This window comes from Pseudarthrobacter sulfonivorans (assembly GCF_031454915.1).
Taxonomy (GTDB): domain Bacteria; phylum Actinomycetota; class Actinomycetes; order Actinomycetales; family Micrococcaceae; genus Arthrobacter; species Arthrobacter sulfonivorans_C.
The window spans coordinates 103598-117497 of sequence record NZ_JAVDRS010000002.1 but is presented as its reverse complement, the minus strand read 5'-3'; the positions used below and the strand labels follow the sequence as shown (position 1 = coordinate 117497).

The 13900-nt window shown below is 67.9% G+C and carries 10 protein-coding genes; 4 read left to right on the top strand and 6 right to left on the bottom strand.

Annotated features, from left to right (window positions below):
• Positions 1-399: 399 nt before the first annotated feature.
• Positions 400-930, top strand: a complete 531-nt coding sequence (locus J2808_RS04400) for an O-acetyl-ADP-ribose deacetylase (RefSeq protein WP_309812230.1) — start codon at positions 400-402, stop codon at positions 928-930.
• On the opposite strand, the gene J2808_RS04395 is transcribed toward J2808_RS04400, so the two are convergent.
• Complete coding sequence (locus J2808_RS04395) at positions 902-1885, bottom strand: RluA family pseudouridine synthase (RefSeq protein ID WP_309814131.1); 984 nt, start codon at positions 1883-1885, stop codon at positions 902-904. The genes J2808_RS04400 and J2808_RS04395 overlap by 29 nt on opposite strands.
• 141 nt (positions 1886-2026) lie before the next feature.
• Between J2808_RS04395 and J2808_RS04390 the strand changes: the two genes are divergently transcribed.
• Together J2808_RS04390 and J2808_RS04385 are read left to right on the top strand one after the other, a co-directional pair.
• On the top strand, positions 2027-2674 hold the full coding sequence (locus J2808_RS04390) for a helix-turn-helix domain-containing protein (protein WP_309812227.1): 648 nt from the start codon (positions 2027-2029) through the stop codon (positions 2672-2674).
• Entirely contained in the window at positions 2667-3359 is a 693-nt protein-coding gene (locus J2808_RS04385; protein WP_309812224.1) for an SRPBCC family protein, read from the top strand. The genes J2808_RS04390 and J2808_RS04385 overlap by 8 nt, the downstream gene beginning before the upstream one ends.
• Before the next feature lie 103 nt (positions 3360-3462).
• On the opposite strand, the gene yczR is transcribed toward J2808_RS04385, so the two are convergent.
• Entirely contained in the window at positions 3463-4929 is a 1467-nt protein-coding gene (gene yczR, locus J2808_RS04380) for a MocR-like transcription factor YczR (RefSeq protein ID WP_309812221.1), read from the bottom strand.
• A 60-nt stretch (positions 4930-4989) separates the two neighbouring features.
• On the opposite strand from yczR, the gene yczE reads away from it, so the two are divergent.
• Positions 4990-5727, top strand: coding sequence for a membrane protein YczE (yczE, locus tag J2808_RS04375; protein ID WP_309812218.1), 738 nt, complete (start codon positions 4990-4992; stop codon positions 5725-5727).
• On the opposite strand, the gene J2808_RS04370 is transcribed toward yczE, so the two are convergent.
• The 4 genes from J2808_RS04370 to J2808_RS04355 all read right to left on the bottom strand — a co-directional run bounded on the left by J2808_RS04370 (position 5724) and on the right by J2808_RS04355 (position 13838).
• Positions 5724-6554, bottom strand: coding sequence for an Fpg/Nei family DNA glycosylase (locus tag J2808_RS04370; protein ID WP_309812216.1), 831 nt, complete (start codon positions 6552-6554; stop codon positions 5724-5726). The two genes, yczE and J2808_RS04370, sit on opposite strands and share 4 nt — an antisense overlap.
• The gene (locus J2808_RS04365) at positions 6547-11613 is read right to left on the bottom strand and encodes a DNA glycosylase AlkZ-like family protein (RefSeq protein ID WP_309812213.1); all 5067 of its coding nucleotides are present in this window, start codon (positions 11611-11613) and stop codon (positions 6547-6549) included. Before J2808_RS04365 ends, J2808_RS04370 begins: the two co-directional genes overlap by 8 nt.
• A gap of 71 nt (positions 11614-11684) precedes the next feature.
• Positions 11685-13172, bottom strand: a complete 1488-nt coding sequence (locus tag J2808_RS04360; protein WP_309812210.1) for an FAD-dependent oxidoreductase — start codon at positions 13170-13172, stop codon at positions 11685-11687.
• A gap of 42 nt (positions 13173-13214) precedes the next feature.
• Positions 13215-13838 carry a DUF4232 domain-containing protein gene (locus tag J2808_RS04355; RefSeq protein ID WP_309812207.1) on the bottom strand — a complete coding sequence of 208 codons (624 nt, stop codon included), beginning with the start codon at positions 13836-13838 and terminating at the stop codon, positions 13215-13217.
• Between the last annotated feature and the right edge of the window lie 62 nt (positions 13839-13900).

Below are 13900 nucleotides of genomic sequence, written 5' to 3'. Positions count from 1 at the left end.
ACCGCAGCTAGCTGCTTCAGCGCGGAGACGGGCAGATTGTCCAGCTTTCCGAGCTGCTCAACCTGGTGACGGAAGGATCGGGGATCTGGACCGCTACGTGCGCTATCAGGGTTCCACGCAGTTCGACGTCCTGGCCTCCGACGAGGACGCCGCGGGGGCCGCCACCATCGGAAGTCGTGAGTTCGACCGGCTGCACTCCGCGTGACGAGGGAAGTCCTAGACGTCCCTACGACAGTTCCCTGGTCTCCGGCGGTCCACTCAACTACCTGGCGCTGCAGCCCTACACCCGCGAGGCGTGGCGGCGTGCCGCGGCTGCCGTGACGCAGGGCCTGTGAGCCGTCCTTCGCCGTGATTAATTGAACCATTTATCAGCCAAGCCGCAGGTGCCAAACTGGCCGCATGCGGATCAGTATTCTTCAGGCTGATATCACCACCCGGGCAGTGGACGCGATCGTGAACGCTGCCAATTCCTCGCTGCTGGGCGGCGGCGGGGTGGACGGTGCCATCCATCGCGCCGCCGGGCCTGAGCTCCTGGCAGCCTGCCGTGAACTCCGTGCCACTGAGCTGCCGCACGGGCTCGCCGTGGGTGCCGCCGTCGCCACTGCCGGGTTCCGGCTCCCGGCCCGCTGGGTCATCCACACCGTGGGGCCAAACCGGCATGCCGGGCAAACGAACCGGGTGCTGTTGATTTCGTGCTTCAGCGAAAGCCTGCGGCTGGCGGATTCGCTGAATGCTGCCTCCGTCGCGTTTCCGGCGGTGGGCGGCGGCGTCTATGGGTGGACAGGCCGGCAGGTGGCAGAAGCCGCGTACGACGCCGTCACAGGGTTTGGTGCCTCGCATCCGGCCAGCGCACTTGAGGCGGTGGAGTTTGTGTTGTTCAGCTCCGAGATGGAGGACGCGTTCAGCGCGGTGTTTGAGCTGCCAGGGTGAGCTCGAGGCGGCTGCGGTATTCCACGGGCTGCCTGCTGATGGGGTCCACGAATCGGATGCCGCGGGCGAGAAGCTGCAGCGGCCTGGTGTAGTCGTCCGGAGCCTTGTCCAGCAGGTCGGGATAAAACGCGTCGTTGACGATGCCAAGACCCAATGAGGCCATGTGCACCCTCAGCTGGTGCGTTTTGCCGGAATGCGGCTCCAGCCGGTAGCGCGCAAGGCGGGGCGGGCCGTGGATGCCCGCGGCTGAGGTGCCTGCCGCACTCGGGGAGGCGCCGCCGTCGAACGTTTCCAGCCGTTCAATCCGGGTCTCCGCATTCGGTTCACCGTCGATCACTTCGGCCAGCAGGTAGCTGCGGGACTTGGTCATCCGGTTGCGGACCACCACAGGGAAGTCGACGGCGGAGTACCCGGCTGCAGGCTCCGCGGCGGAGACGCACTCGTATTCCTTCTGCACCTGGCGTTTCTCGAAGAGCACCTGGTACTTGCCGCGGGTCTCGGGATTCGTGGACAGCAGCAGCACGCCGGCGGTCATGCGGTCCAGGCGGTGCATCGGAATGAGGTCCGGCAGGTCCAGCTGGTTGCGCAGCCGGACCAGGGCCGATTCCTGGATGTAGGTGCCGCCGGGTGTCGTGGGGAGGAAGTGCGGCTTGTCCACCACCAGCAGATGTTCGTTCTGGTACAGGATGCTGATGTCCACCGGGATGCGCGCCTCCGGGGGCAGCGTGCGGTAGTACCAGATGAAGGTGTGGTCATCGAGCTTGGTGGCCCGGTCCAGGGGGATTCCGCCCTCGCCTACGATCTCGCCGGCGTCGAACCTGTCCTCGATGCCCTGCGGATCGATGTGGCCCCAGCGGTGCATCATGTAGTCCATCGCGGTGGTCCACGGCCCCTCGTCCGGGAGGCGCAGGCGGGTGGCGTTGACGCCGTCACGCACGGGGAGGGGGGATTGCATCACCGGTCCATTCTACTTTGCGGGGCCTGCCGTGCGTGCTTCGGGCCGCTCCAGGCTCGGAGAGCAGGCCCGCAACCGAGCTGCCATCCGACGGAAAAAAAGTTCTTGACAAGAAAAGTTGTCGGTTGGCATGATGGAAGCATGTTGGACATCGAAGTGATCGAGGACCCGGCCGCGGCGGAAGCGTCGCTGGATCCGATCCGCACCCGCATCCTCCAGGAGCTGGCGGAGCCGGGGTCTGCCACGCAGCTTGCCGCCAAGGTGGGCCTGCCGCGGCAGAAGGTCAACTACCACCTCAAGGCCCTCGAACGGCACGGGCTGGTGGAGCTGGTGGAGGAGCGGCGCAAGGGCAACGTCACCGAACGCGTCCTGCAGGCCACGGCGGCCTCCTACCTGATTTCACCGGTGGCCCTCGCCTCGGTGGCACCGGACCCGCACCGGTTCTCGGACCGCTTTTCCGCCTTCTGGCTGCTGGCGCTCGCCGGCCGGATGGTCCAGGAAGTGGGCAAGCTGATCGCCGGCGCCGCCGCGGCCCGGCAGAAGCTCGCCACGTTCGCGATCGACGGCGAGATCACCTTCCGTACCGCCGCGGACCGGGCCGCTTTTGCGGAGGAGCTGGGCGTTGCCGTGACCCAGCTCGTGGACAAATATCACAGCGGCGGCAGTGCCTCCCACTCTGGAGGCACTCCGGCGGGCGGCGGGCGGAAGCACCGGCTCGTCGTCGCGCTTCACCCCGTACTCAAGACCCCTAACAAGACCCATTCAGTGAAGGAGCAGGACAATGACTGACAACCGTGAGTTTGAGATCGTCTACGACACCGAACTGCCGGGCACTCCGGAGCGCGTCTGGGAAGCCGTGACAAAGGGCACCCCGGCGTGGATGTTCCCCACGGACCAGTGGCCGGACGTCAAGACCGTGCAGGAGTACCCAACGCATCTCGTCTCCCGGATGGATGGCCCGGACGGCTGGTTCAACCAGCTGGAGCACGTCCTGGAACCGCTCGACGGCGGCCGCGCCAGGCTCCACTACGTGCACAGCGGGATCTTCGCGGACAACTGGGATGAGCAGTACGACGGCGCCAGTAAGCACACCGAGTTCTACCTCCACACCCTTGGCCAGTACCTGGCGCATTTCGACGGCAAGCCGGTGGTGTTCACGGACATCCAGGGTCCCGCCGCATCGCAGGCCCCGGACGGGTTCGAGCGGCTGAAGAAGGCGCTCGGCGTTGACTCTGCGGCGCAGGGTTCCGCCGTGGACGTGGCGGTCGACGGCGTGGGGCAGCTTTCCGGGGAAGTGGACTTCGCCAACGAGCACTTCCTCGGACTGCGGACCGCCGACGCGATGTACCGGTTCTTCGGCCGCAACGCCTTCGGGGCACCCGTGGGCATGACGGTCCACGACTTCAGCGGCAGCGGGGACCCGGAAGCCACCGCCAAAGCCTGGAGCGGGTTCCTGGAAAAGGTCTACGCCTAGGGGATCTGTCGACCCGGAACGTGCACTTCGACTCGCAAAATACCTGACGCGGCCTTATACCGGGTGCGCCAGGTATTTTGCGCGTCGATTGCGAATCTGCGTGTCAGGCGATGGCTACGGCCGGGGCGGGTTTCAGCGTCCGGCGTAGCTGCGGGGCGGCGTCGAGCCTGTCCTGGGCGGAGCGCAGGGCCCGGACTGCCGTTTCGAGCTGGTCCGGCGGGAGCGTAAACGGCACCCGCAGAAACTGCTCAAAGGCTCCGCCGGCGCCGAAGCGTGGGCCGGCGGCCAGCCGGATGCCGAACTCGGGCGCGATCACGGTCAGGGCGGTGCTCGACGCGGCCGGCAACCGGCACCACACCGTCAGGCCGCCTGCGGGCCGCTCCGGCTGCCAGTCCGGCAGGTGCTCGGCCAGCAGTTCAAGAAGGACGGTCCGGTTCTCGCGCAGCGTTGCAAGCCGGGCGCCGAGCGGCTCTTCGAGCGAGCGCACCAGCCCCGCCGCAGCCAACTGTTCGACGACGGGCCCGCCCAGGTCCATGGTGGTCCGCGTGGCGATAAAGCGGCCCAGCAGGTCCTCTTCCGCACGGATCCAGCCCGTCCGCAGTCCCGCCCAGTGCGACTTGCTCAGCGATCCAATGGACACCACGGCGGCACTGAATGCTGCAAGCGGCGAGGTGGTTCCGCCGTCGAGGTTTAAGGCCCGCAGTGTCTCGTCCACCACCAGCACCGTCCCTGATGCGGCGGCAGCCCGCACCAGGCGGCGGCGCTGCAGATCGGACATCAGCCGGCCCGTGGGGTTGTGGAAGTCCGGGACCATGTACGCCATGGCGGGGCGCTGCTGCTGCAGCGCGGCCACCATGGCGTCCATGTCCCACCCCGGGCTGGCCGCAGCCCCCGCGGCGGTGGGCGGCGGCAGTGGCACCGGGATGATCCTCGAACCGGAGGCGCGGATGGCATCGAGGGCGTTCGGGTAGGTGGGATGGTCTACCAGAACCCTTTGCTGCCTGCCGGCGAGGGTTCGCAACACAATGTTCAACGCGTGCTGCGCGCCGGAGGTCACCAGGATCTGGCTGGCCGTGGTGGGGACGCCCGCGGCGGTGTACCGCTCGGCAATGGCTTCCCGGAGAGCGGGAACCCCTAGCGCGTCGTAGCCGAAGCCGGGCAGGAGCGCGGGCAGGTCCGTCAGTGCATCCGCGAAGGCCCGGTGCACCACCTCGCCGGTGGCAGGGAGCGAAGCGTAAGCCAGGTCCAGGATCCCGTCCGGGAGGGCGACACCGGGTGCGCTCACCGGCACGGTCCGGTGCGGAATACCGGTCCGGCCGCGGCTGCCCTGGCCTGCGCTGAGGAAGCCCTGCTCCCGCAGCCCCGCATACGCGGCCGTGACGGTGGTCCGGCTCAAGCCCAGGGTCTGGGCAAGTGCGCGCTCGCTGGGAAGTGCGACGTCCAGCGGGATGCGGCCGTCCATGATCAACAGACGCACGACGTCGGCCAGTTCGCGGTAGGCGGGCGCCGCACCGAGGTTCCATGCACCGAGGAGGCGCGCCAGGGCGGAGGGGTTCAATGACGGGGACATAAGACCAGTATTCCGAACTGGCTATGGAAAGCAAGGCCAGTTGTCGGTGAATATATTTTCATGATGACCCGTAGAATCACCCAGCTCCTGATCGGCCTCGCGATGTACGGCATTTCGCTGGCCATGTTCATCCGCGCCGGACTCGGACTGGACCCCTGGGACGTGTTTCACCAGGGACTTGCCGGACTGAGCGGGCTCAGCATCGGCACTGTGGTGGTGGCCGTGAGCTTCCTGGTGCTGCTGCTGTGGATCCCGCTGCGGCAGAAGCCCGGCGTCGGAACGCTGGCCAATGCCGTCCTGGTGGGGGTATTCGCCGACGTCGGGCTGGCGCTGATTCCCGCGTTCTCCCACCTCGGCGGCCAGATCGCGATGCTCGCCGGCGCCGTGGTGCTGAACGGCATCGCCTCGGCCTGCTACATTGGCGCCCGCTTTGGCCCCGGGGCCCGCGACGGACTCATGACGGGCTTGGCGCGCCGCACCGGCTGGTCGGTCCGGCTGTCCCGCACGCTGATCGAAGTGGTGGTGCTGGGCGTCGGCTGGCTGCTGGGCGGATCGGTCGGGGTGGGAACGGTGGTCTACGCGCTGGCCATCGGGCCACTGGTTCAGCTGCTGCTGCCCTGGTTCATGGTCCCCGCCGCCGTGAAGGACGCGGCCGGAGAATCCGGGTCCCTGACTAAAGACGGAGTGCCTCAGCCCCAGAATCCGGAGTTCCTCGCGCCCGGGTCCCACCGGCCCGAGTCCTTCACACCCGGGTCCCGGGAGTCCGAGCCACTGGAACCAGGCGTCCTTCGGTCTTAGTCCAGCAGCGGCTGGCACTGCGGGCAGAAGTAGATGTCCCGCTCCTCCTCGCCATTGAGTTTCCCAAGCACACTGCGGCGGATGGGAGTGCCGCATTTCAGGCACGGCTGATGTTCGCGGCGGTAAACCCAGTAACCGGGCCGGCCGGCCATCCTTCCCACGGGCATCCCGCGCGGATTCAGGATGGTGACCCGCCGTCCGGGTCCGAGGTTAGCTTCCAGCAATTGCTTCGCGTCCGTCATCATGGTTTGGAGATCGGCGACTGCGGAGCTGGGCGACGCCGGATGGACGCCGGACAGGAAGCAGGTCTCACAGCGGTAGATGTTGCCGATGCCCGCGAGGTTGCGCTGGTCCAGCAGCGCCACGCCGATGGGGACGTCAGGGGCCGAGCGGATCCTTCGTTCGGCTTCGGCCGGATCCCAGTCTGTGCCCAGCAGATCCGGCCCCAGATGACCCACGATTTTGTCCTCATCGGCGGTGCGGACCACCTCCACAATCCCCAAGGAGAAGCCGACGGCGTCCGCCACCGCCGTGCGCAGCACGCACCTTGCCGTGAATCCGGGCTTCCGCCAGCGTCCGCCGGGCGGGTAGACCTGCCAGGCGCCCTCCATCTTCAGGTGCGAATGGATGGTGAGTTCTCGTTCTTCCGGTCCCGCCACACGCATGAGCAGGTGCTTGCCGCGAGGCACAACCTCGGTCACGGTCCAGCCAGCCAGGTTCAGCGTGGCAAACCGGGGAACCCTGAAATCGGAAGCCGTGAGCGTCTGCCCCGCCAGCGCCTGGTGGAGCTGGGCAGCGGCCCGCCAGACGGAGTCCCCCTCAGGCACGGATCCTCAGTCCCTTGGGGGTGGAGTAGGCGCCGGCAGCTGCCAGGGCCTTGGCGACGGCGGTGTCCAGGATGTCGTGGCCGTTGACCTTCTCCATGATCAGCTTGTCCACGGCACCGCGGGTGACCACACCCACCAGTGCCGCGCTGGCAGCAGACAGGATGTCTTCGTCCCCGCTGAAGGCCAGCAGGGTCTTGCCGCCGCGCTCCACGTACAGGATCAGGGCGCCGTCCACGAGCACCACCAAGGCGCCGGCTTTTCGCCCGGGCCGGTGCCCCGTGCCGGCTTCCTCGTTGAGGGCGGGCCATGGAAGCGCGGCACCGTACGGGTTCGCCGGATCGGTGGCAGCGAGCGCCAGGGCAACTGGTTCGGACTTCGCCAGCTGGCTGTCCTCGGAATAGGACCTCAGCCGGTCCACGGTAGCGGGGACCGCGAACTGGGCTGCGCCGAGATGTTCGATGAAGTACCCGCGGCGGCACCGGCCAGCCTCCTCAAGCCGGGCCAGGACTTTGTACATCAGGCCGAAACCGCCAAGGATCTGTTCAGCCATTACCGATCCGCGGGTCACCACGCCATAGCGGTCCAGCAGCAATTCTGCGGTGGCACGGGCATGGATGGTGGCGTCCAGCTCGGGCAAAGGAAGCGCAGACCACCGTCCGGCAGCCATCGGCGGTGTGGCCGCCGCACCGGAAGACGAGCCGTACCTCCCGCCGCTGAGACCTGGAGAACCCAAACCCGAAGAGCCCAGGAGTCCGGTGCCGTGGGCGCGGCCCAGCCGGCTCAACCTGGGTGCGCGTGACCTTGGCGCCTTGGCGACCTGTCGGTGGGCGGTGTGGCCGCCGGCGATGAGGGCGCGGACCGGTGCGAACGTATCCCCGGTAATCCGGCCCGCCCAGGCCAGATCCCACAACGCGGAGACCACATTCTGGTCGCTCAGCACCGAGTCCATGCCGCCGGCAACGTCGGTCAGTTGCCGGAAGAAGTATCCACCGCCGTTGTTCCGGAGGTGATCGAGGAGCCGTTGCTGAGCATCTCCCGGTTCGTAATCGATGGCGGGATTCAGTGTCAGGTCGGCGGAATCGGCCAGGTGCATGCTGACCCACCCGTCGTTGCCGGGGAGCGCACCGGCCCCGGACCAGAGGACTTCGCCGGCAGCCATGAGTTCGTCCAGCATGGCGGGCTGGTAGTTGGAGACCCGGCTCGCCAGGACAAGCGGCTCCCAGGCAGACGCCGGCACCGGCACACCGGACAGTTGGTCGATGGCCGTGACAATTCCGTCCAGACCGCGCAAGGACGGCTGGCCGCGCCCGGAACCGGGCGTGCGGATGTGTTGCCAGGCGGGCAGGAAGCGGCCGTATGCGGTGGCGTCCACCGGTTCCACTTCGGCGCGCAGGGCAGCCAGTGAACGACGGCGGAGCTTGCGGAGAACTTCGGCGTCGCACCACTCACTGGTGGTGGACTGTGGTCCCTGGGGGACCGGCTGCTGCTGTTGTTCGTCCGGTCCGGTGGCCGGGCTTTCGGGCGGCGCAGCGTGTGGCCGGAACTCGCCTTCCACGACGCGGCCGTCTGCCGCGAGCCGCTTCAGCGCTGTGCCGACTACCGCGACGCCGAGGCCCAGCCGGGCCGCGGCTTCCATCGCCGTGAACGGTCCGTGCGTGCGGGCGTAACGGGACACAAGGTCGCCGAGGGGGTCGGCCACCGGTTCAATGAAGGCCAGCGGCACGCCCATGGGCAGCGGCACACCGATGGCATCACGGAGGCGCCCTGCGTCCTCGACAGCGGCATAGCGCTCGGCCCCGCCGATGTTTACTTTGATGGCGCGGTTGGCCCGCTGCAGCGCGACCAGATGGGTCGTGGCCAGAGCGGTATCGGCATGCGGGGTTTCGACAGGCTCAACCACCGGCTCTCCCGCATGGGGTTCCACAGGTTCACCCACCGCGGCTGGCTCAACCGCCGCGCTTGGCTCAACCGCCCCGGTTTCGACTGGCATAACCGGGTCCAGGCGGGCGGCGGCTTCTTCCGGCGTCAGCGGACCCAGTAGCCGGAGCAGGTCAGCCACGCCTTCCATCCCGCGGGCACGGCGGTCCGGCGCAAGCCGCTGGAGTTCGAGCTCAGTGGCGTCGATGACTTTGGCATCCAGCAGTTCGCGGAGTTCGACGCGCCCGAGCAACTCATTGAGGAGTGTCGAGTCCAGGGCCAAGGCAGCTGCACGCCGTTCAGCCAGCGGCGAGTCACCTTCGTACAGGAACTGCGCCACGTACCCGAACAGCAGGGACTTGGCGAACGGCGACGGCTGCTGCGTGGTGGTCTCGACGATCCTCAGCTCGCGGCGCTCCACCGAGGCGGCGATGTCCTTCAGCGCCGGGAGGTCGTAAACATCCTGGAGGCATTCGCGGACGGTCTCCAGCACAATCGGGAAGGTGGGGTATTTCCGCGCGACATCGAGCAGCTGCGCGGACCGTTGGCGCTGCTGCCACAGAGGCTGCCGTTTGCCCGGCGTCTGGCGTGGCAGCAGCAGGGCACGGGCGGCGCACTCCCGGAATCTCGAGGCAAACAGGGCGCTGCCACCCACTTCCGCGGTGACAATCTGCTCAAGTTCTTCGGGGTCGAACAGGAACAGCTCCGCCCCGGGCGGTTCGTCCTCCATCATGGGCACCCGCAGGACGATGCCGTCGTCGGCCGCCATCGCGGACCCGTCCATGCCGTACCGCTGGTGCAGGCGCTGTCCGACGGCGAGTGCCCACGGCGCGTGCACGGGCATGCCGAACGGGCTGTGGAGGATGACCCTCCAGTCACCGAGTTCGTCGTGGAACCGTTCCACCACCAGGGTGGTGTCACTGGGGACCACCTCGGTGGCGAGCTTCTGCTCGCTCAAGTACTGGATGAGGTTGTTCGCGGCGAACGTGTCCAGCCCGCTGGCGGTGCAGCGCTCGGTGGCAGGGCCGACGTCGGACGCCGACAGTTCGCGGACGAACGCACCCAGGGCGCGGCCCAGGTCCACCGGCCTGCCCAGCGAGTCGCCTTTCCAGAACGGCAGCTTGCCGGGCTGGCCGAAGGCCGGGGAGACGAGGACGCGGTCGTGGGTGATGTCCTCGATCTTCCAGCTGGTGGCGCCGAGGGCAAAAATATCGCCCACCCTGGACTCGTACACCATCTCTTCGTCCAGCTCGCCCACCCGGCGGCCGCCTTTGGCGGGGGAGGGGGTGGACGTCTTGCCATCACCGGAAGACGAGGCCGTGCCCTCCACCTCGGTGCCGATGATGTAAACGCCGAACAGCCCGCGGTCGGGGATGGTGCCACCGGAGGTCACAGCCAGCCGCTGGGCGCCGGGCCGTCCTTCGATGGTGCCGGCATTGCGGTCCCAGATGATGCGGGGCCGCAGTTCGGCGAATTCATCCGAAGGATAGCGGCCCGCCAGCAGATCAAGAGTTGCCTCGAACGCGGACCGGGGGAGGGATGCGAAGGGCGCTGACCGCCGGACCGTGGCGAACCATTCCTCCACATCGATGCTGCCGAGAGCGGTGGCAGCGACGGTCTGCTGGGCCAGGATGTCCAGGGGATTGGCAGGGACAAAAAGCCGCTCGATCTTCCCCTCAAGCATCCGTTCCACGGTGATGGCCGTGTGCACCAGATCCGCCCGGTGTTTGGGAAAGAGCACGCCCTGCGAAATCTCTCCCACCTGGTGACCGGCACGCCCCACGCGCTGCAGGCCGCTGGCCACCGACGGCGGGGACTCCACCTGCACCACCAGGTCCACGGCGCCCATGTCGATGCCGAGTTCCAGGGACGAGGTGGCCACAACACAGCGGAGCCGGCCGGACTTCAGGTCATCCTCGATCATGGCACGCTGGTCCTTGGAGACTGACCCGTGGTGGGCGCGGGCCAGCAACGGATCAGCTCCTGCGGTGCTGCCCGCCTGCGCCATCATGTGGGCCGGCGTGGCCGTGGATGTAGGTATGCCGGTAGGCCCCGACTCTGCGGCATCAGGTCCGGATGAATCCCAGCCGCCGCCCACTGCCACGAGCTGGCGTTCGGCGTAGATCTCATTCAGCCGGGCTGTGAGGCGCTCAGCCAGGCGGCGCGAGTTGGCGAACACGATGGTGGATTGGTTGGCCAGCACCAGGTCAACGATCTTTTCCTCCACGTGAGGCCAGATCGACGCCTGCGGCTGCAGCCCGGAAGCCGGACCCGAGTCGAAGGCACCCGCGGCGCCCTGGAGATCTGACATGTCCTCCACAGGCACGGAGACGGTCAGGTCCCAGTTCTTCCGCGACGGCGGCGCCACGATCTCCACGGGTGCGGAACCGGCCAGGAATTGGGCCACCAGTTCCCGGGGCTCCACCGTGGCCGAGAGCCCGATCCGCTGGGCGGGTTTGGGCAGCAGGGCATCGAGGCGTTCCAGGGAAACCGCCAGATGAGCGCCCCGTTTGGTGCCCGCGACGGCGTGGACCTCGTCCACGATGATGGTGTCCACCTCGGTGAGCGTTTCCCGCGCCCTGGAGGTGAGCATCAGGAACAGCGATTCCGGCGTGGTGATGAGGATGTCCGGCGGATTACTGAGGAGCGAGCGGCGGTCCGCCGTCGTGCTGTCACCGGACCGGACCCCCACAGTGATGAGGGGCGCGGGAAGATCCAGCCGCTTGGCCGTCTGAGTGATGCCGATCAGGGGTGCGCGCAGGTTCCGCTCCACGTCCACGCCAAGGGCCTTCAACGGGGAGATGTACAGGACCCGGGTCTTCCGCTTGGGCGTCCGCGTCCGCGGCCGGCGGCCCTTGGCCGGCGCAGTGCCCAGATCGGGGAGTTCAGGGTCAGGAGCCGGCGCCGACACCAGCAGCCGGTCAAGGGCCCACAGGAAGGCGGCGAGCGTTTTGCCGGACCCGGTGGGGGCTACGACCAGGGCATGCGAGCCGGAGGAAATGGCGTCCCAGGCACCGTCCTGAGCGGGCGTTGGCTCCGAAAAGGCGCCCAGGAACCAGTCCCGGGTGGGCCGGCTGAACCGCCCCATGGGAGTGCCGGGAAGGGCGTCCGGACCCGCTCCCGGCGGTAGCTGCTCCTGCATTCCTCCATCATGCCCTACCCCACTGACAGGGCTTCCGGGCTCGGGATTGCCGGGACCGCCGACCGGACGGGTCAACCCTTCCCAGCCCGGGGAAGGTTCTTCGTGGCGGGGCCCTCGAGGAGCTGTCCGTCACTGCTGAAGCGGGAGCCGTGGAGCGGGCAATCCCAGGTCAGTTCGCTGTCGTTCCAGTGCACGATTCCGCCCAGGTGCGTGCAGACCGCGGAGAGCCTGCACGTGGTTCCGCCGACTGTGGAGACCGCCACGGGCCGGGCGCCGTCGCGATAGACCTTTCCGGCGCCGTCGGGCAGTAGCGCCGCCCCGTCAGAGGCCAGCTTTCCCCAGCCGGTGGCCAGGGTCGCAGCCACTTTGGCGTTGAGGGCTACAGCCGAGAAAGCACCAGCGGGCGATGTCACGCGATGATGGATCGTGTCAGCCCACGGGAGCTGGCCGCCCAGGATGTCAGCTGAAATCCCGAGGGCGACGGCCACAGCGTTGGTCATGCCCCATTTGTTGTAGCCGGTGCCGAAAAGGATCCTGTCCCGGCCCCGCGGCAGTTTGCCGAAGAACGGCATGAGGTTGGTGGCCTGGTAGTCCTGTGCGGACCATGTGTGGGTGGCCGTGGCGCCGGGGAAGTGGGTTCCCGCCCAGTCCAGCAGGCCAGCCAAGTGGGACTTTTCCGACGGCGTCCGCCCCACATGATGTCCGTGTCCGCCCACTAACAAGAGCCGGCGTCCGTCCGCCTCATAGTCGCGCAGCGAATGCGTGGGCTCCTCGGCGGACAGGTACATGCCCGGCGGCGGCGTCAGCCCGGGCGGCAGTTCGAGTGCCGCGGCATAGGACCGGTGCGGTTTCAGCTTCGCGAAGTACAGCCCACGGTCCAGCACCGGGGTGCCCGTCGCCAGCACGAGGTGGCCTGCCGTGACAGTGCCCCGGTCCGTCTTGACCGTCAACGGCCCGCTGCCGGTGACACCCCGCAACCGGACCCCGCCCACCACGGTGCCGCCGCGGGCGCGGACGTCGGCCAGCAGCGTGTCCAAAACGTCCATCGGATTGATCTGGGCCTGGTCCGCCAGCAGCAAGGCGCCCTGGATGGGGAAGGGGAGGGCGGCGTCGAGCACGTACTCCACGGTGAGTCCCGCGGTGGTTGCCGCGATCACTTCCTCGCGGAGCCGCTCGGCCCCCTCACCAGTGGTGGCGTAAGTGTAGGCGTCCCGGCGCTGGTAAGGGACGCTGTTCTCATCGAGGTAGCGCAGCAGCCAGGCCTGCCCCTCGCGGTTGGCCTCCACATAGGCCTGAACCTGTTTGTCCGAATACTGCCGTGACAAAGCGGCCAGGACGGTACCCTGCAGCAGGCTGACCTTCGCCGTCGTGTTTCCGGTGGTGACAGCACCCGGGAATCGGGCTTCCATCACCAGGACATTCTGCCCGGACCGGGCCAGCAACAGCGCGGTGACCAGCCCGGTCAGTCCCGCCCCGGCCACCACGGTGTCGTACTTCGTGCCTGCCTGGAAGGGGTCAGAGCTGAACGATTTTTCGCGGTCCAACCAGAGGGACGTCATGGACGCTAAGTCTACTTATCATCGGCGTTTCAGCCCATAGCCCTACGACGCCTGGAAGGCGCCAATGGTCAGCAGTTCAATAGCCGCGTTGCTGCACGCCCGGGTGGGTTGGGCCAGGAACAGGGACGCCGTATCCTCCGGCGGATAAATCCGGTAGCCAGCCGCAGGCGTCACGTTGCAGTCGGGGTAGTTGCCTGCTTGGGTGTAGCGGAGCACGGCCTTGCCGCCTTGGCCCGGTGCCAGCAGGACGTCCGTAACCGGCGTTGACTCGTCGCGCGTGGCGGGTGCGCCGATGGGTGCGCCTTTGGCATCTGCGGCCAGGGAGACGCCCGCGTAACCTTTCAAGAGGCACGGCCCGGTGCCGGTGTTCGTGAGCGTGAGGGTCATGTAGACGCTGCCTGCGGCCCCGCCACCGGTGGCGTCCGTGGCGGCGGACAGGGTGGCAGCCTTGCAGCGTGCCGGCCCGGCGGTTGTTGCAGGAGCCGACGACGGCGGCTGGGACGTACTGGGGGCCGTCGCGGAGGGGGTGGGGCTGGCCGAGCCGGTGCCGGCGTCTGTGGTGCCCTGCGCTTGCGGCTGGCTTGGACCGCAGGCGGTGAGCAACAGTGCCACCGCGGAAGCCGCCGTCGTAATCAACAACCCGTGTGAAATTCTCTGAGACCTCATGCCATAACCATTACGGCAGGGGTTGCGTGAGTCAACGACGGCGCGTGTCCCAGTGGGGATTT